This window comes from Candidatus Methylobacter favarea, from assembly GCF_902806695.1.
In the GTDB taxonomy this organism is placed as follows: Bacteria; Pseudomonadota; Gammaproteobacteria; order Methylococcales; family Methylomonadaceae; genus Methylobacter_B; species Methylobacter_B favarea.
Map to the genome: position 1 here is coordinate 1 of NZ_CADCXN010000073.1, position 18771 is coordinate 18771.

Genomic DNA, 18771 nt, shown 5'->3' on the forward strand with positions numbered 1-18771 from the left:
GTGGTCCGTCAATATCAGTGCTGCGCGTTTCGTCTTTCCCGCCATGATCACCTCCGTCATTAGGTGAATAAGTATCATGGCTATTTTAGACTAATCTGTAAATCTATTAATGGAACGATCTACTAGATAGTAAAGTAGCTGTTGCATCATGAAAATGATGCATTTTCATGATGCAGTATTTATATGCCCGATCAAAAGGTTACAAAAGCACATCCTTGTCCACATTAACACGACGAAGATGATGTTTTTGAGATTATAATAATTCAATAGAATGCATGGTAAAGGGGACATTTCTGAAACACCGTTTTTAGGGAGCAACACTGGTACGCTTCGCTTCTCTACTTTAACGTCTTTCCCTTCAATTACCGTGATTCCTTTTGCCACATTGCTATTTTAAGAGCGAATAAAAAAGCACAGGCAATGTATTATCTTGGCTTTTGATAACTATATATCTTTACCCTCATTACCAAGCCCCAATCAGAGTTAATTAACTTTAGCATCTGAGAATCATCATTCTCAGTACTTGGTCTACAATTGCTTTATAACATCATGAATCGGAGTCGTTTATATCCTCTGCCATTCTCTGCGGGCACATTCCAATAAAGTACGCCACAATTTTTATTCCCGGTTGACAGTGGCCTACGAAACTTCTGATAGGCTGGTGTCTTGCCATTTCGTCATTGGTGCCGATGGCCGGATTTGAACCGGCATGACTTGCGTCACCACCCCCTCAAGATGGCGTGTCTACCAATTTCACCACATCGGCTAATATTATAAAATTTTTTAATTTAAAATTATTTTCCTGAGCTTTCTTTATTTTTATTATTTTTTTCTTTAACTGGCTTCGGTATCACAGTCTTATCTATTTTTGTTTCATTGACTGGTGTTTTATCCTGATCAGCTTTTAGTTGAGCATCTGGAATTGCAGGTGCCGACGGCACCTCTCCAAAGTTATCGGCAGTTTTTCCGCCTTCTACTTCAGGTATGCCTACTGTATCTTGTTCGACGGCCGGTTCACTCATCAAATCATAGGTTATGCCCTGATGACTATTAAGTATAGCGAGCCCCAAACTGGTTATAAAAAATAATGTCGCCAGAATTGCTGTAGTCCGGGATAAAAATGATGCCGCGCCCTGAGCTCCAAAAACAGAACCTGAAGAACCGGTGCCAAAAGCTGCACCTGCATCGGCGCCTTTGCCTTGTTGCATCAGTACTAATCCAATCACGCCTAAACCCAACAATATATGAATAACAATAATTACCTGATACATAAAAAATTGAAACTGCTCTAAATCGAATGATAAATCTTTAAAAAGGATTCCGCATCCAACGAAGCCCCACCTATTAAACCTCCATCAATATCCGGCATGGCAAATAAACCTCCTGCATTATTCGGCTTGACACTGCCTCCATATAAAATTTGTATTCTATCTGCAATAGCCTGATCTTTAGCAGCGACATACTGCCGGATATAATGATGAACTTCCTGAGCCTCATCATCTGTAGCAGTTTTTCCTGTTCCTATGGCCCAAACCGGCTCATAAGCAACTACTGCCTTGCTAAAGGCTTCTATTCCAGCCAAACTTATAACAGCAGACAATTGGGCATCAATAACAGCAAAGGTCTTATCCTGTTCCCGTTGTTCCAGAGTTTCACCTATGCATAAAATAGGAATAATGGCCTCTCCTTGCGCCTGACAAAAACGAGCAGCCACTGACTCATTAGTATCCCCATAATAACTCCGTCGTTCGGAATGCCCTACAAGTGCGTACTTGCAATTAAACTCGCCAAGCATCACTGCCGAAATTTCTCCGGTATAGGCCCCTGACAGCTTATCTGCCACATTTTGCGCGCCCAAGGCCAGGGGGGTATTTTTAATTAATTCATTAATTGCAAATAAGTAAACATACGGCACACAAACGGCAATATTTGCGCTACTAGACCCTAAACCGGTAATGATGCTTTTTGCAAGCAGTTCAGAACTGGAGCGCGTCCCATTCATTTTCCAATTTCCTACCACCAGAGACTGCCGCATCATTACCTCCACATCGAATCTAATAATCTATCATATATCCTAATAGCTACCAGTTCAAGTACCTAGTGCTCGCTTGACCTCGTCAGCCAATTCATCGGCATAATTTCTGATCAAATCTCCATTACGGCCTTCTACCATCACCCGAATTAAAGGCTCTGTCCCTGAAGCCCGGAGCAGTACCCGGCCATTATCATTCAATTTTTTTTCTATTGACTTTACTGCTTTTAAAATATTTTCGTTAGTTTCCGGATTTAATTTTTTATGTGTTTTTATATTTATCAGAACTTGAGGATATTTAGTCATACCGCATTTTAATTCATGCAAATTTTTACCAGTATGGTGCATTTCTGCCATTACCTGCAAGGCAGCAATAATACCATCGCCCGTGGTAGTTCTATCCAGGCAGATAATATGGCCGGAGTTCTCGCCCCCAAGTATTCCTTTATTCTCGACTAACCTCTCCATTACATACCGATCTCCCACCTTTGCCCTGATCAGATTTATTCCCAACTTCTTCAAGCCATGCTCCATACCCAGATTCGTCATTAATGTTCCAACAACAGGACCCGACAAATGCCCGGTTGCCAGTCTTGATTTGGCAATAATATAAATAAGTTCATCACCATCGACGACCTCACCCTTGTGATCTACCATCACCAAGCGGTCGCCATCCCCATCCAAAGCAATACCCAGATCGGCCCCATGAGCCATAACTGTCGCTGCCAGCTTTTCCGGCTTGGTTGCACCGCAGTCATCATTTATATTAAGGCCGTCGGGCTCGGCGCCAATAGTAATGACTTTTGCGCCTACTTCACTAAATACATGAGGAGCGATATGATAAGTTGCTCCATGTGCACAATCGATGATAATTTTCATGCCGCTGAAATCCAGTCGCGTCGGTATGCTGCCCTTGCAAAATTCAATATACCGCCCGGCTGCATCTTCCAACCGCTTGGCCTTGCCTAATTTCGAAGACTCCACGGTTGTCATCGGTGAATCAATATAATGCTCTATTTTGTGCTCGATATCGTCGGGAAGTTTTGTCCCATATACGGAGAAAAACTTAACCCCATTGTCGTAATAGGGGTTATGGGAGGCGCTAATGACAATGCCTGCCTGCGCCCTTAATGTTCGAGTTAAATAGGCTATTCCCGGTGTTGGCATAGGCCCCAGCAGACGGGTATCGACGCCGGCCGCGGTCAGCCCGGCCTCCAGCGCAGACTCAAACATATAGCCTGAAATCCGGGTGTCCTTACCGACCAGAACAAAACCATGCCCTTCATTGGCAAATACCCGGCCCGCAGCCCAGCCCAGCTTCAACAGAAAATCTGCCGTTATGGGCGGCTCTCCCACTCTTCCTCTTATGCCATCGGTACCGAAATATTTTCTTGTCATTAGTGCTCCCTACCTGGATAAATATAGAAACCCGTATTATTCCAGAAATTATTATGATCTTAGAGATGTTTAACGCCAGAAACGGCTTTACAATAATGAGTCTAGCGTATAAATTATAAAAAAAAAAGGAGAGGCATGATATATGCCTCTCCTTTTTTTAAAAGAAAACTATTAACTTTGCTCGGCTGTTCCACCAATAGATTTCCCGCCTTTTTTACTGTCCTTGCCTTTGATATCGTCAGCCTTCACATCATCATAAGATTGGGGCGGAGGCATGTCATCCCACCCTTCCGGGTCTCTTACGGGCCTCCTGGACATTAAATCATCTATTTGATGTTTATCTATAGTTTCATACTTCATTAAGGCGGCAGCCATAGCATGCAGAATATCTATATTTTCTTTTAGAAGTCTTTCTGCCCGTTCATAATTTCTGTCAATAAAAGAGCGTATTTCTTCATCAATGGTATGAGAAGTCTCCTCAGCAACGGTTTTATGTTGTGTTACTGAACGCCCAAGAAATACTTCTCCTTCTTCTTCGCTATATGTCAAAGGGCCTAAGCGTTGAGATAACCCCCATTTGGTCACCATATTCCTGGCCAGTTCAGTGGCCCGTTCAATATCATTCGAAGCCCCGGTACTTACCTGCTCCCAGCCAAAAATCAACTCCTCGGCAATACGGCCGCCGTATAAACTGGAAATCATGCTGTCCAGCTTCTGCTTGCTGGCACTGTACTGATCTTGCTCGGGAAGAAACATAGTAACGCCTAATGCACGGCCTCTAGGCATAATACTGACCTTGTAGACAGGATCGTGCTCAGGAACCAGCTTGCCGACAATTGCATGACCTGCTTCATGATACGCAGTCATTTTCTTTTGTTTCTCATCCATCACCATGGTATGTCTTTCGGCTCCCATGATTATTTTATCCTTGGCTTTTTCCAAATCAACCATGCTTACCAGACGTTTATTCATTCTGGCGGCAAATAAGGCCGCTTCATTAATCAAATTGGCTAAATCAGCTCCGGAAAAACCCGGCGTACCTTGAGCTATATACTTAACCTCTACATCATCAGCAGCCGGTACTTTTTTCATGTGGACATTAAGAATCTGTTCACGGCCCCTGACATCAGGCAACCCGACTGTAACTTGACGATCGAATCTGCCGGGACGCAATAAAGCTCTGTCCAGCACGTCAGCGCGGTTGGTTGCGGCAATGACGATAATCCCTTCATTGCCGTCAAAACCATCCATCTCAACCAGTAACTGATTTAAAGTCTGCTCACGCTCATCATTACCACCGCCCAAACCGGCGCCGCGCTGACGACCCACCGCATCAATCTCGTCAATGAATATGATGCAAGGCGCATGTTTTTTAGCTTGCTCAAACATATCCCGGACACGGGAGGCGCCCACGCCAACGAACATTTCCACAAAATCCGAACCGGAGATAGTAAAAAATGGAACTTTAGCCTCGCCGGCAATGGCTCTGGCTAACAAGGTCTTACCTGTTCCGGGCGGACCAATCATTAACGCGCCGCGGGGAATTTTGCCGCCCAATTTTTGATATTTCGCAGGATCTTTAAGAAAGTCAACCATTTCGACGACTTCTTCCTTAGCTTCATCGCAGCCTGCAACATCGGCAAAAGTCACTTTAATCTGGTCTTCTTCCAGCATCCGCGCTTTACTTTTGCCAAAGCTCATCGCTCCTCGACCGCCCGCGCCGCCGCCCTGCATTTGCCGCATAAAGAAAACCCATACCGCAATAAGCAGCAACATAGGCCCAAAAGACACCAGCAATTGCATTAGCATGGAAGGTTGTTCCGGTGGAACAGCCTTGATTTCCACGTTATTTGCGAGCAAATCGTCGACCAGGTGAGGATCTGAAGGCGCATAAGTTTTAAATATTTGCCCGCCCTGCATTTTGCCTTTAATGACATGGTCATCAATCATCACCTGTTGAACCTGCCCGGCCTTTACTGATTCGATGAACTGCGAATACGATAGCGAGCTATCTGCTCGTTCGCTTTGCGGGCCAAAGTTATTAAATACGGACATTAATACAACAGCAATGACCACCCATAAGATTATATTTTTTATCATGTCGTTCAATTTACACGCCCTGGGCCTAAATGGCTCGCGGTTTAAAAACTGAGTGATTATATCAGGAGTAATATCCTGACCGTCGTTATTTATCTGAAATTTACCGAATAAATAATAATATTCATTAGCTAACAGATTTATTAATATTTATATAGGGACTATAAGTGATTATTTAAACCCTTTGGCCAAAATATACACTTCATTACTTCTCGGCCTTGATGCTTTCGGCTTTCTGATGCTTACCTTTGAAAAAAGATTTTGCACGTCATGATGAAATGCCTCAAAGCCTTCTCCTTGGAACACTTTAACCAAAAAGGTTCCCTCTTTAATTAAAACAGTTTTTGCAGTGTCTAAAGCCAGTTCGCCCAAATAAATGGAACCGGGCTGATCTATGGCTTTATTGCCACTCATATTGGGGGCCATATCTGACATGACCAGATTAACCGGCATGCCATTGAGAATTGCATATAACTGATCGAGCACGGCATTATCGCGGAAGTCACCCTGGATAAAATCCACACCTTCAAGCGGCTCCATCGGTAAAATATCCAGGGCGATAAGCTTGTTTTTTTTTCCGATAAGCTGTCGTGCAAACTGGGCCCATCCTCCCGGGGCTGCTCCTAAATCAACCACATTCATCCCCGGCTTAATAAGCCTGTCGCTATTCTGAATTTCACTCAGTTTAAAAACTGCACGCGAGCGATAGCCTTTAGCCTGAGCTTTTTTGACATATTCATCCTCAAAATGTTCCTCTAGCCAGCGCTTACTGCTTTTACTTTGTCCCATAACTATCTTTTTAAAGTAAAATTATTTATTTGATTCAGGAACAGGAATATGAAGGATATAGACAAAAACAAACTCCGGGCTCAGGCTCACGCCTTAAAACCGGTCATTATGATTGGCCACTCAGGATTTACCGCCGCTGTTCTGGCCGAGATCAATCTGGCCCTTGCGAGCCACGAACTCATTAAAATAAAAATGCGCGCCGAACGGGAAAATCGCAAGCATATTAGCGAAAAAATCTGCACTGATACAGGCGCTCAGCTCATTCAGCGTATGGGTCAAATTGCCGTCATTTACAGAAAAAACCCGAACAAGTAATGGCAGGCAGAGGTGCATTAATAATTACCTGTTTCTGGCCGAGCTTGCTAATGCCGGTTAAATATATTGAATCGAGATAATTTCATAATCAACATTACCGGCCGGCGCCCTCACCGTGACTACATCTTCAACCTCTTTGCCGATTAGTGCCCGTGCGATAGGCGATCCAATTGAAATCCGGCTTTCCTTGATATTGGCTTCATCCTCTCCAACAATCTGGTAGATTACCTTTCTTTCAGATTCAATTTCTTCTATTTCTACTGTTGCGCCAAAGACTACCTTGCCATTTGCATCCACTTGGGTGATATCAATAATTTGCGCATTGGAAAGCTTGCTTTCAATTTCAGCAATACGTCCCTCAGCAAAACTTTGCTGCTCTTTTGCAGCATGATATTCGGCATTTTCTTTTAAGTCGCCATGGGCTCTGGCAACAGCAATCGCGGCAATAATTCGCGGCCTCACCACTGACTTTAACTCGTCCAATTCCGCGCGCAATTTTTCCGCGCCCTTCACGGTAAGAGGTACTTTATTCATTTTTCAACAACTCCAACACTACTTATCAATGATTTAACTGGAAGATTTGTATCTGCCAAATACAAGATTATTTTTACACAATCAGGCTATTATGCAAATCCTGCAGGCAGTTCACATCGCCTGCATCTAACTCACCCAGGGCGTAGCACGCAGCTCTTGCCCCAGCCATCGTCGTGTAATAGGTTACCCGATGCTGTAGCGCCTCTCTGCGCATGGTGAACGAGTCTGAGATCGCCTTTTTGCCTTCGGTGGTATTAATAATCAGTTGAATCTGGTCATTCTTGATCATATCAACCGTATCCGGCCGTCCTTCATTTACTTTATAAACAGTTTCACACAGTATCCCTGCATTTTTAAGATATTTTGCCGTGCCGCCGGTAGCGACAATTTCATAATTTTTTTCCACCAGCATTCTGGCAATATCAGGCGCCTTGGCTTTATCGGCATCGCGAATACTAATCAGCACTTTACCGCTATGATTCAGGTTAACGCCGGCCGCGCGCTGGGATTTCGCAAAGGCTTCGCCAAAGGTTTTTCCGATTCCCATGACTTCACCCGTTGATTTCATTTCTGGCCCTAACAATGGATCAACACCGGGAAATTTAACAAAAGGAAAGACCGCTTCCTTAACAGAGTAGTAGGCGGGAATACGCTCTTCAATAATTCCCTGTTGCGCCAACGTCTGTCCCACCATGCAGCGGGCCGCAATTTTAGCCAACGGATAACCCGTAGCTTTGGAAACAAAAGGCGCAGTACGGGAGGCCCGCGGATTGACCTCAAGCACATAAATATCCTCGCCCTGAATAGCAAACTGGGTATTCATCAACCCTTTTACCCCAAGTGCTTCGGCCATCCTGGCTACCTGTTCGCGCAGTTTATCCTGAATCTTTGGCGCTAATTCATACGGCGGCAGTGAACATGCCGAGTCGCCCGAATGCACGCCCGCCTGCTCGATATGCTCCATCACCCCACCGATTAATATTCGCTCGCCATCATAAATAGCATCGACATCCATTTCAACCGCATCATCAAGAAAACGATCCAGCAGAACCGGCGAATCATTGGATACGCTGACAGCCTCTTTCATATAACGCTGCAGGCCTTCTTCATTGAAAACGATTTCCATAGCTCGTCCGCCCAGTACATAAGAAGGTCGGACAACCAAAGGATAACCCAGTTCCTTTGCCGCATTAATGGCCTGTTCAACTGAACGTGCCGTAGCATTCGGAGGCTGCTTTAAATTCAGCCGTTCCAGTAATTTCTGGAAACGTTCACGGTCTTCGGCTAAATCAATCGAGTCCGGCGGGGTGCCGATAATCGGCACCCCGGCCGCTTCCAGCGCGCGCGCAAGCTTCAGGGGCGTCTGCCCCCCGTATTGAACAATCACACCTTCAGGTTTTTCCAGATGCACGATTTCCAGCACATCTTCCAGGGTTAAGGATTCAAAATACAACCGATCCGAGGTATCGAAGTCGGTTGATACTGTCTCAGGGTTGCAATTAATCATGATCATCTCATAACCGTCTTCGCGTAACGCCAAAGCCGCATGTACACAACAATAATCAAACTCGATCCCTTGACCGATGCGGTTAGGGCCGCCGCCCAGAATGATGATCTTTTTCCTGTCCGAAATCCGCGCCTCGCATTCCTCTTCATAGGTTGAATATAAATAAGCCGTATCGGATGAAAATTCAGCCGCGCAGGAATCTATGCGCTTATAGACCGGCCGGATACCGAGTTTATGGCGGACACTGCGGACTTCCGTTTCCGAAGTATCGAGCAGTCTGGCTATTCTTATATCCGAAAAGCCTTTGCGCTTTAATTTAAAAAGTTCGCCTTCCTTCAATGTCGACAGGGTTTTACTCGCTAATGATTTTTCTGTAATGACAAGATCTTCAATTTGCGCCAGAAACCAGGGGTCAATTTTGCTCGCCTCATGAATGTCTTCCAGCGTCATGCCGCTGCGAAAAGCATCAGCGACATACAGCAAGCGGTCAGGCCCGGGATGGCGCATTTCACGCTGGACCTTTTCAGGCGCGTCATCTTGGCTCAAATCGGTAATTTCATCGAGACCGCTAATACCGATTTCCAGGCCGCGCAAGGCTTTTTGCAGGGATTCCTGGAAAGTACGGCCAATTGCCATTACTTCGCCTACCGATTTCATCTGTGTGGTCAAACGATCATCGGCTTGAGGAAATTTTTCAAAGGTAAATCGCGGCACCTTGGTTACCACATAATCAATTGTCGGCTCAAACGATGCTGGGGTCGTGCCGCCGGTAATTTCGTTTTTCAATTCGTCCAGCGTATAACCTACCGCCAGTTTCGCCGCCACCTTGGCGATAGGAAAACCGGTTGCTTTGGACGCCAGAGCAGAGGAACGCGAAACCCTCGGATTCATCTCGATAACTATCATACGACCGTCTTCAGGATTAATCGCCACCTGCACATTAGAGCCGCCGGTATCGACGCCAATCTCACGCAATACCGCCACCGAGACATTGCGTAGAATCTGGTATTCTTTATCGGTCAGGGTTTGGGCGGGCGCTACCGTAATTGAATCCCCGGTATGCACACCCATAGGGTCAAAATTTTCAATGGAACAGATAATAATGCAGTTATCTTTTGAATCGCGCACGACCTCCATTTCGTATTCTTTCCAGCCCAGTACCGATTCTTCAATCAACAATTCATTGGCGGGTGATAAATAAAGCCCGCGCTCACAAATCTCCACAAACTCTTCCTTGTTATAGGCGATACCGCCGCCGCTGCCGCCCATGGTAAACGATGGACGGATGACAGTGGGATAACCCACTTCTTTCTGGGCGGCCAAGGCTTCCTCCATGGAATGAGCTGTCTTTGATTTTGCCACTTCATAACCGATTTTTCTCATCGCCTGATTGAATAGTTCACGGTCTTCGGCTTTATTAATCGCTTCTTTTGTGGCGCCGATCATTTCGACGCCATATTTTTCCAGCACGCCGTTGGCATCGAGCGCCAGGGCGCAGTTCAAAGCGGTCTGACCACCCATTGTCGGCAATATGGCATCGGGGCGTTCTTTTTCAATAATCTTTTCCACCGTCTGCCAGTCAATGGGTTCGATGTAAATCGCATCCGCCATATCAGGGTCGGTCATAATGGTTGCAGGATTGGAATTCACCAGAACAACGCGGTAGCCCTCTTCCCGCAGAGCTTTGCATGCTTGCGTGCCTGAATAATCAAATTCGCAGGCCTGACCGATCACGATGGGTCCTGCACCCAGTAATAAAATCGATTTAATATCCGTTCTTTTCGGCATTTTGTAGCTGTACTCTAGTAATTGTTAACTGGCCGGCTTTTTTCAGAGCCACTTGATCCATTTTCTCGATGAACCAGTCAAACAAAAATTGAACATCATGTGGCCCAGGACTTGCTTCAGGGTGTCCCTGAAAGCTCATGGCCGGGCAATCTGTGCGTTCAATGCCTTGCAGGCTGCCATCGAACAGGGAACGATAAGTCGCTATTAAATTCTTCGGCAGGCTGTCTTCATTGACGGCAAATCCGTGGTTTTGACTGCTGATTACCACGCGCCCGGTCGCTATTTCCTGAACCGGATGATTGGCGCCGTGGTGCCCGAATTTCATTTTTTCAGTTTTTGCGCCGCTGGCCAACGCCAGTAATTGGTGGCCGAGACAAATTCCCAACACCGGGATTTTCTTTTCCAGGAATATTTGAATAGCCTTGATTGCATAGGTGCATGGCTCAGGGTCACCCGGGCCATTGGATAAAAACACGCCATCGGGATTCATGGCTATCACAGATTCCGCTGATGTTGTTGCAGGTACAACAGTAATGCGACAGCCGCGATTGGCCAATAATCTCAGGATGTTGCGTTTAATGCCAAAATCATAGGCTACGACATGTTTGGTCAGATTCTCCGCTTGCGTATGTCCGTTTTGCAGATGCCAGATATTTTCAGTCCACTCATACGGCTCTGTGACTGAAACCACTTTGGCTAGATCCATTCCCATCAAGCCGGGGAAGCTTTCGATCGCAATTTTGGCAACTTCCACATTAACCGACTCGCCAGCCATAATACAGCCGCGCTGCACACCTTTGTCACGCAACAGCCGGGTTAACCTACGGGTATCAATGTCGGCAATGGCTACGACTTTATTATCAAGCAAATACTGTTGCAGGGTTTTTTTGCTACGCCAGTTACTTGCCAATAACGGCAGATCTCTAATCACGAGGCCGCTGGCAAAAACACGAGGCGACTCATCATCTTCGCTATTTGTGCCTACATTACCAATATGCGGACAGGTTAAGGTTACAATTTGCCGGGCATAAGAGGGATCACTGAGAATTTCCTGATACCCGGTCATGGCCGTATTAAAAACGACTTCACCCACGGAACAGCCATCTGCGCCTATAGCTACCCCGTGAAATACCGTTCCATCTTCCAATACCAATAATGCAGACCTGGTCAAATACGACACCTCAAATGTGCAAAACGGGATGAGTTGCCAAGAGCTCATCCCGTTATAAAAAACAAAATCCGATTAATTTTACGAGATTATGCTGTTTTGGTCATTAATAATTTTTACTTCAGGGAAATCGATGAAAGCTCAAGGAGGAACGCTGGCTGCCTTTACCGCCCGTAATCCTAGAGATTTCTTGATCAGCGCCTATTCTTTGCTTTTTCTTCGATTGAGAAACCGGCATCAGGTGAGTTTGCATAGGTTGAAAGCCTATAATCCGGAATCAACCGGTCTCACTGTTTTCCTATCGCTACCGTCATACGGAAATGCCCAGGTCATCTTGGGCGTCAAGGTGACCTGTAACTTTACAGGTTATTTGATCATGCGTGGACAGGTTTCTTTCCTGATGCAAAAATGATCAGGATTCGGTATGTTTCAGACCTGTTCCTACAGCTTAGCGGACTGAAACATATCCGCCCGGCACGCCTTTTGTGGACAACACAATTTGCCAGAGCTGATTGACGCGGGACCGGAAAGCACCGGCGCACGACAGTAAATAGTATTTCCACATCCGGAAGAATCGTTCATCATAACGGTTGGTCTTTATCAAGGTTCCCCAGTTCCTGGAAAAATTTTCAAACCAGCACATAAGCGTCCTGTCATAATCGGCGCCAAAATTGTGCCAATCTTCCATAACAAACTTTCCTTCCGGGGCTTTTGCAATTTGCTTGAGCGAAGGCAGCATACCGTCCGGGAATATGTATTTATCTATCCAGGCATCAGTGGTTATTACTGAAGTATTTCCTCCAATCGTATGCAGCAGAAATAAGCCGTTATCCTTAAGGCAATTTCGAACAACCTGCATATATTTACTATAATTCTTATAGCCGACATGCTCAAACATGCCAATAGAGACAATATGATCAAACCGCTCGTCAAGCTCCCGGTAATCTGCCAAACGTATGTCTATGGGCAAATCCGCACATAACTCTTTAGCCAGCGCGAGCTGTTTCTCCGCCAGGGTTATCCCAACACAGGAAACGCCATAATTTTCAGCCGCGTATTTCATAAAACTTCCCCCGCCGCAGCCGATATCAAGAATTTTTTGACCGGCTTGCACATTCAGTTTTCTGCATATGAGCTCGAATTTATGCGCTTGCGCCTGCTCAAGCGTGCGAGCAGTTTTCCAGTAGCCGCAGCTATAAGTCATGCGTGACTCCAGCATTGCACGGTATAAGTCATTTCCCATGTCATAATGCTGTTTCACAATAGGGGAAACAAAATGCTTGCTTTGCCGGTTCAGGCAATACGCCCAAAGCTTATTCATCAGGGTTTGAGAACATTTCCCTTGAGCTACGAACTCGGTAGAACAGATTTTATTGAATAATTCATCAAGCTGCTCACAGTCCCACCAACCGTCCATATAGGCCTCACCCAATCCCAAAGACCCTTGAGCCAGCATTCTCTCATACAGGTTCGAATTATAAACCCGGATATCCCAGGGATTATTGCCGTTAAAGACAACATCAGTACCTTCAAATTTCTCAAGTTTCGCCCGAAATTTATTTTGTGCATTATCAATTGTTTTGCGCATAACTGCTCTCCAGAGCTGAGCGCAAGTTTGCATTGCAACTTTCATTACACCTGATTTGGAAAGCATAACCAGGAATGTATATTATTGGCTTTGATTATTACGCAATGAGGAAATTTCTTTCTATTGGTAGTATATTCCCATTGTTTAAAATATACACCCGACCCCATGAACTTGTCAGTGACAATTAAACATAGCGCCTCCTTCTCCATAAGGAAACCTTTATTATCAACGTCTTAAGCTGATTTTACATACCCAAACTTTTACCAGGATCAAGCATACAGGCCATAAGAAAAAAACCGCTTGAAGAAACCAGAACCTGAATCGGGTTTGTACCTTCCGTTTAGCAAATAAACCATACCAGTGCTGTAGTGATGTGTGGTTGAAATAGCGACTACTATCCATTACCGCCGTTATCTAGATCAAATTAATGATATTTTTATTGTGGAAACCGGCGCAGTGCTGCGAGACCCGATACTCCCAACTCTTTTTGCACAGTCCGCTGAAAAAGCTGCGGATACCGCTATTAACTTATAGAAGCATCTGGCGGCCAAAATAATTTCGATCGTCGGTGAAGATGGTTTCAATTCACTTTAGGTAAGAAATGTATTCCTTACCCCATCAACCTTCCCTAACTCGTGGCCGGCTCATTCAACACAGACTGATCACCGCTTGGCGGGATTGAAAATGAGCTTTGAAGGGCAACCATCTGCGCAAGCCAACGCAGCAAACAGTCTGCTACTGATCACTTACCGACATCCTGGCCTCGTTAATTGGTGAGGAGTTAGTGACCCGAATTTTTCACTCGGCTTGGGGCGATGATGTTTTCGATAAGCCCGCCAAGGAGTTCAAAAAATGAGTAAAAAGGCATGCAAACGTCGTCTGGTAACCGGCGTAACTGGTCTGGACACCTGTTGGGAGAAGGTCTGCCTGAATTCTCATTCAACCTGATTGCTGGCACGCAGGGAAGCAGAAAAACAACGCTCGCTCAGCAGATCATGGTCTCGCTGGCAACCCCGGATAATCGAACGCCATTCTTCACTGTACCCGGGGAGCCGGCCTTGAAGATGCTCCGTTATCAACAGCAATTTCTATTTTTTGTTATCACGAAAGTCACTGACTCGATCCGCTTCTTCAACCTGACTGCAGACCTTCAGGAAGGAAATCTTGATCGTCTATTGTCACGCTTTCGCGATGAAGTGAAAGACTATGCCCCCCCTTTGTTTTTGTTGATTCATTTCGATCAGTCGCACGGTCAGCGATGCAGGAAGAACAGGTAACGACCGAACTGCAACGATTCGTGCAGCAACTGTGCATGCAAATGATGAGCACGCAGGCCACCCTCTTTTTAATCGCTGAATATTTGACGATGGAATCTGAGTCAAAGCCTGTTTTTAACATGAGAGCATTTTCATTTTGTCTATAAGGCATATTCGGCGTTGCATAGATATTTCTCGCATTCCGCCGGGGGTGAACTAATCCAGTAATTTGGCGAGGGTGTCCCACAGCATCTCGACCATGCGCTCACCGGCCTTTCTAGGCAAGGCTTTCAGCCTGGCAAACACCTGTTCGATGGGATTGAAATCCCGGCTGTAAGGCGGCAGTGGCTTGAAGATCCTGCTACCGCCCTGATGGCCTCGCGGATGCCCGCCACCTGATGCGAAGACAGATTGTCCCTGACCACGATGTCACCGGGAGATAGGGTGGGACAGAGAAACTCATGCACATAAGCCTTGAATAAAGCCCCGTCCATCGGCCCCCTGCTCACCATCAGAGCGGTTAAGCGACACTGACGCGCGTTCCACGGTTGCTCCAACCTTAGCGGCGCACCCTCGCGGTACCACGACCTGTTTCATCAATAAACACGAGCCGGGCTGGATCCAGCATCGGTTGCGTCTCCCGCCAGGCGTAGCTCCGGACGCGCAGGTCCTCGCGCGCTTGCTGGCTGCTCTTGGTGTTTTTTTTGAACGTCAGGCCGAGACGTTCCAGGCGATACCCAAGTGTGGAGAGGTGAACCTTCACCCCCAGCTTCTCCCGCAACCCTTCCAGCGTGAGATGGGGCGCCCTCAACAGTATGCACAGCATTTGTCAGGGGCGTGGGATAGCGCTGCTGGCGTGGGGTTTGGGTTCTAGCGTATCGCGCTCTCGCCGCCGTTGCTGCAAATTTTCGACGAAAGATTCGCTCACCGTGAGTCGCTTCGCAATCTGGGCGATGGGCTATCCCTGGTCGCAGGCCCCCGGTCACTCGCTTCCGTAAATCCATCGAATAGGCTTTAGGCATTGAGATATCTCCTTCAGCAAAGAACCCTTCGACGAATCCGGGCGGACGAATCCAGGCGCGTGAAGTTTCCATTAATATAATCTGAAAATACTCTAGTGACCTTAGGAGGGCAGTTCGTGCTCATCGCCGAAGACAATGGTCTGATCCTGCCGATTGAGCGCTGGCTTGACGCCGATTTCCCTCCCAGTCAATACCTCCGCGCTTGAGTTCCTCGCCCTGGATTTTTCCAAAAATATAAGGCGACCCGGTAAGATACCGACCTGGAGCCGCGCTATCCAGAACTCGAACTGACCGAGAGCCTTCTCATGCAGGATGACGAATCTACCGATTCCGTACTGCAGGGGCTGGCCGAATTAGGCGTAAAGCTGGCGATCAATGATTACGGCACCGGTTATTCCAGCCTCAATTATCTGCGGCAGCTTCTGATCGATACACTGAAAATCGACCAGTCGTTCGTGAAACGAATAAGCAGCAACGCGAACCGTGCTACGCTGGTCAGCGTCATGATTACGGTGGCTAAATGCCTCAAGCTATAGATAATTGCGGAGGGGGTGGAAACGCTGGAGCAGTACGCCTGTCTTCGGGCCCAACATTGCGACAAGGGCCAAGGCTACTATTTCGGCCGCCCCACTTGGGGGAGGCGCTCGCCATTTTACTGCAAACAAGTATATCACCCCCCTCTTATTTAATGACCAAGGCTGTGGTATGACGGAAAAGGATAAGTTTTGAGCTTGACCAGTTATCGGGCGGAGAAGGGGGATAAGCTGCACCTGGGTATGAAGTTTGCTTATTTGAACGGGGCACTCGGGAGGAAGGCCAGTGCTGATCAATTCGGTGTGCACCACAAAACCGTCAGCCGCGCAGTCAGAGTCTCACACAGAACCTGACCTCATCTTTTTAAGATCAGACATTTTTACGACAGTTCTAAAGGCTTTTCAATACGGGAGATCCGCTCATACAGTAGAAGTTGATCTACAATACTGACCGCAAAATCACCGCCATCTCTTCGCACAGTGGCAATACCACTTTCTATAATTATTAAAGGTGATTTAATCTCCTGCGCATCCTCTTCTACGAACACTATATCAGCTCTGATAGCGTGTAACTGCTCTGGCACACGGTTTTCTATATTGTCGGTCATGTTCTTGTCCCTTTCTTTAGACTTACGTCTTACCAAACAATAACATAAGGACTACAGAACTATAAACTCACTATTATTGTTACGAATTTTAGGAAAACTCCAATACATCCTGCATATCATAGAGGCCGTTCTGTTTATGATGCAGCCAGACAGCCGCTCTGACCGCGCCATTGGCAAAAGTCATGCGGCTCGTGGCTTTGTGAGTAATTTCGAGGCGCTCACCGTCAGCTGCAAACATGACAGTATGCTCGCCGACTATGTCGCCGGCCCGAATTGTTGAAAAACCGATGGTTTTTCTGTCACGTTCGCCAGTATTGCCTTTCCGTCCGTAAACAGCGCATTCTTTTAAATTTCGCCCCAGCGCTTCAGCAATAACTTCGCCCATGCGCAGCGCCGTACCTGAAGGCGCATCGACTTTATGCCGGTGGTGAGCTTCTATAATTTCAATATCGGCATACTCACCCATGACTTTTGCAGCCATTTCCAGCAATTTAAGCGACAGATTCACGCCGATGCTCATATTGGGAGCCATCACAATCGGCACGTCTTTTGCCGCATCGCTGATTAAAGCTTTTTGCCCGGCACTGTAACCGGTAGTGCCAATGACTATTTTTTTACCGGCGCGCCGGCAAATTTCGATAACTGCCATTGAAGCATCCGGCCGGGTGAAATCAATCAACACATCAAATTGATCGGCAGCCGCTGCCAAATCATCGACCACTTTTACGCCTAGAACTCCAATACCGGCCAATTCACCGGCATCCTTGCCCATTGCCGTGCTTCCCGGGCGAGAAGCTGCAACTGTCAATGCGGCCTTCTCGGAAAACGCAGCCGCTTTAATCAGCGCCGCGCCCATTCGTCCTGATGCGCCTGTTACCGCAATACGCGTCATGGTTTAGCCGGTTATTTTGTCAAAAAATGTTTTTACGCCATCAGTCCAGGAATGTTCCTGGGGGCTGTGATATTTGCCGCCACCCGACAGCGACTCGCCCAGCTTTTCTATCAGCGCTTTCTGTTCTTTGGTCAGATGCACGGGGGTTTCAATGTGCACCCGGCACAACAAATCCCCGACCGCACCGCCTCTGACCGGCTTGACGCCTTTGCCGCGCAGCCTGAATAATTTTCCGGTTTGGGTTTCAGCCGGGATTTTCAGCATCACTTTGCCCTCGAGCGTAGGCACTTGCAACTCGCCGCCCAGGCAAGCGGTAGGAAAACTGATAGGAACTTCGCAATACAAGTTAGCGCCATCACGGGTAAAAATAGCATGATCTTTTACCTGAATCTGTACATAGAGATCGCCGGCGGGCCCGCCCTGTTCACCGGCTTCTCCTTCTCCGGCGAGGCGAATACGATCGCCGGTATCGACACCGGCGGGAACTTTAACGGACAAGGTTTTGGTTTCTTCAATACGCCCCTGTCCATGACATTTGGCACAGGGATCCTTGATCTGTTTGCCCGAACCCCGACAGGTGGGACAGGTTTGCTGCACAGAAAAGAAACCTTGCTGCATTCTGACCTGGCCATGGCCATGACAGGTTGAACAAATAACGGGGCTGGAGCCTTTTTTCGCGCCGGAACCCTGACATTCACCGCAGGCAACCAGCACCGGCACGCGGATTTTGGCTTCGGTTCCGGCAACCGCTTCTTCCAGAGTCAACTCCAGGTTATAGCGCAGATCCGAGCCGCGTTGAACGCTGCTGCGCTGTCTGCCGCCCCCGAAAATATCGCCGAATACGTCACCGAACACATCACTGAAACTTTCGCCGCCGAAGCCGCCGCGGCCGCCCATCGATGCATCGACTCCGGCATGGCCGAACTGATCATAGGCAGAACGCTTTTTAGGATCTGATAATACCTCGTAAGCTTCCTTAATCTGTTTGAATTTCACTTCGGCTTCCTGAGGATTATCACTATTCCTGTCCGGGTGAAACTTCATCGCCAACCTGCGATAGCTTTTCTTAATCTCTGCATCACTGGCGTTTTTATTTACACCAAGAAGCTTGTAAAAATCTTCTTTTGCCATATTTCAATCCGCTCCTGAAAATTAACTCAGGATATCCAGCAATCTCTGCGGTAGTTAAACAAAAACCGCGCCCGCTAAGTAATAAAGCTAAGGCGCGGCATGACTTCAAGCTA

General features: G+C 47.0%; 17 protein-coding genes and 1 tRNA gene. 4 read left to right on the top strand and 14 right to left on the bottom strand.

What is annotated here, in order from left to right; all coding sequences use genetic code 11:
- Window positions 1–681 precede the first annotated feature (681 nt).
- The 6 genes from HUX64_RS11535 to rlmE all read right to left on the bottom strand — a co-directional run bounded on the left by HUX64_RS11535 (window position 682) and on the right by rlmE (window position 6316).
- Window positions 682–766 (bottom strand) — tRNA-Leu (locus tag HUX64_RS11535).
- A 28-nt stretch (window positions 767–794) separates the two neighbouring features.
- On the bottom strand, window positions 795–1271 hold the full coding sequence (gene secG, locus HUX64_RS11540) for a preprotein translocase subunit SecG (RefSeq protein ID WP_174626384.1): 477 nt from the start codon (window positions 1269–1271) through the stop codon (window positions 795–797).
- 17 nt (window positions 1272–1288) lie between these two features.
- Entirely contained in the window at window positions 1289–2035 is a 747-nt protein-coding gene (gene tpiA, locus HUX64_RS11545) for a triose-phosphate isomerase (protein WP_174626412.1), read from the bottom strand.
- Window positions 2036–2089: 54 nt separating this feature from the next.
- On the bottom strand, window positions 2090–3430 hold the full coding sequence (gene glmM, locus HUX64_RS11550; RefSeq protein ID WP_174626385.1) for a phosphoglucosamine mutase: 1341 nt from the start codon (window positions 3428–3430) through the stop codon (window positions 2090–2092).
- 171 nt (window positions 3431–3601) lie between these two features.
- Window positions 3602–5530, bottom strand: a complete 1929-nt coding sequence (ftsH, locus tag HUX64_RS11555; RefSeq protein WP_174626386.1) for an ATP-dependent zinc metalloprotease FtsH — start codon at window positions 5528–5530, stop codon at window positions 3602–3604.
- Window positions 5531–5698: 168 nt separating this feature from the next.
- Window positions 5699–6316: a 23S rRNA (uridine(2552)-2'-O)-methyltransferase RlmE gene (rlmE, locus tag HUX64_RS11560; protein WP_174626387.1), complete on the bottom strand. Its 618-nt coding sequence runs from the start codon at window positions 6314–6316 to the stop codon at window positions 5699–5701.
- A gap of 48 nt (window positions 6317–6364) precedes the next feature.
- On the opposite strand from rlmE, the gene HUX64_RS11565 reads away from it, so the two are divergent.
- Window positions 6365–6631, top strand: a complete 267-nt coding sequence (locus HUX64_RS11565; protein ID WP_174626388.1) for a YhbY family RNA-binding protein — start codon at window positions 6365–6367, stop codon at window positions 6629–6631.
- Between the two features lie 57 nt (window positions 6632–6688).
- On the opposite strand, the gene greA is transcribed toward HUX64_RS11565, so the two are convergent.
- From greA to carA, 3 genes are all read right to left on the bottom strand, one after another.
- Window positions 6689–7165: a transcription elongation factor GreA gene (greA, locus tag HUX64_RS11570; RefSeq protein ID WP_174626389.1), complete on the bottom strand. Its 477-nt coding sequence runs from the start codon at window positions 7163–7165 to the stop codon at window positions 6689–6691.
- A gap of 73 nt (window positions 7166–7238) precedes the next feature.
- Window positions 7239–10460, bottom strand: coding sequence for a carbamoyl-phosphate synthase large subunit (gene carB, locus HUX64_RS11575; RefSeq protein ID WP_174626390.1), 3222 nt, complete (start codon window positions 10458–10460; stop codon window positions 7239–7241).
- Complete coding sequence (gene carA, locus HUX64_RS11580; RefSeq protein ID WP_174626391.1) at window positions 10438–11631, bottom strand: glutamine-hydrolyzing carbamoyl-phosphate synthase small subunit; 1194 nt, start codon at window positions 11629–11631, stop codon at window positions 10438–10440. The genes carB and carA overlap by 23 nt, the downstream gene beginning before the upstream one ends.
- A gap of 130 nt (window positions 11632–11761) precedes the next feature.
- Here carA and HUX64_RS11585 point away from each other — a divergent pair, with 130 nt between their 5' ends.
- On the top strand, window positions 11762–12040 hold the full coding sequence (locus HUX64_RS11585) for a hypothetical protein (RefSeq protein WP_174626392.1): 279 nt from the start codon (window positions 11762–11764) through the stop codon (window positions 12038–12040).
- A gap of 36 nt (window positions 12041–12076) precedes the next feature.
- Here HUX64_RS11585 and cfa read toward each other — a convergent pair whose 3' ends face one another.
- On the bottom strand, window positions 12077–13216 hold the full coding sequence (gene cfa, locus HUX64_RS11590) for a cyclopropane fatty acyl phospholipid synthase (protein ID WP_174626393.1): 1140 nt from the start codon (window positions 13214–13216) through the stop codon (window positions 12077–12079).
- An 866-nt stretch (window positions 13217–14082) separates the two neighbouring features.
- Here cfa and HUX64_RS11595 point away from each other — a divergent pair.
- Window positions 14083–14493: a P-loop NTPase family protein gene (locus HUX64_RS11595; RefSeq protein WP_174626394.1), complete on the top strand. Its 411-nt coding sequence runs from the start codon at window positions 14083–14085 to the stop codon at window positions 14491–14493.
- A 538-nt stretch (window positions 14494–15031) separates the two neighbouring features.
- On the opposite strand, the gene HUX64_RS11600 is transcribed toward HUX64_RS11595, so the two are convergent.
- Window positions 15032–15298 carry a hypothetical protein gene (locus HUX64_RS11600; protein WP_174626395.1) on the bottom strand — a complete coding sequence of 89 codons (267 nt, stop codon included), beginning with the start codon at window positions 15296–15298 and terminating at the stop codon, window positions 15032–15034.
- A 483-nt stretch (window positions 15299–15781) separates the two neighbouring features.
- On the opposite strand from HUX64_RS11600, the gene HUX64_RS11605 reads away from it, so the two are divergent.
- The gene (locus tag HUX64_RS11605; protein ID WP_281355313.1) at window positions 15782–16030 is read left to right on the top strand and encodes an EAL domain-containing protein; all 249 of its coding nucleotides are present in this window, start codon (window positions 15782–15784) and stop codon (window positions 16028–16030) included.
- Between the two features lie 377 nt (window positions 16031–16407).
- Here the strand turns inward: HUX64_RS11605 and HUX64_RS11615 are convergent, their stop codons facing one another.
- The 3 genes from HUX64_RS11615 to dnaJ all read right to left on the bottom strand — a co-directional run bounded on the left by HUX64_RS11615 (window position 16408) and on the right by dnaJ (window position 18658).
- Window positions 16408–16635 (bottom strand): hypothetical protein, encoded by a 228-nt coding sequence (locus tag HUX64_RS11615; protein ID WP_174626398.1) that lies wholly within the window; start codon window positions 16633–16635, stop codon window positions 16408–16410.
- A gap of 88 nt (window positions 16636–16723) precedes the next feature.
- Window positions 16724–17527 (bottom strand): 4-hydroxy-tetrahydrodipicolinate reductase, encoded by an 804-nt coding sequence (dapB, locus tag HUX64_RS11620; RefSeq protein ID WP_174626399.1) that lies wholly within the window; start codon window positions 17525–17527, stop codon window positions 16724–16726.
- 3 nt (window positions 17528–17530) lie between these two features.
- Window positions 17531–18658, bottom strand: coding sequence for a molecular chaperone DnaJ (dnaJ, locus tag HUX64_RS11625; protein WP_174626400.1), 1128 nt, complete (start codon window positions 18656–18658; stop codon window positions 17531–17533).
- Window positions 18659–18771: the final 113 nt, after the last annotated feature.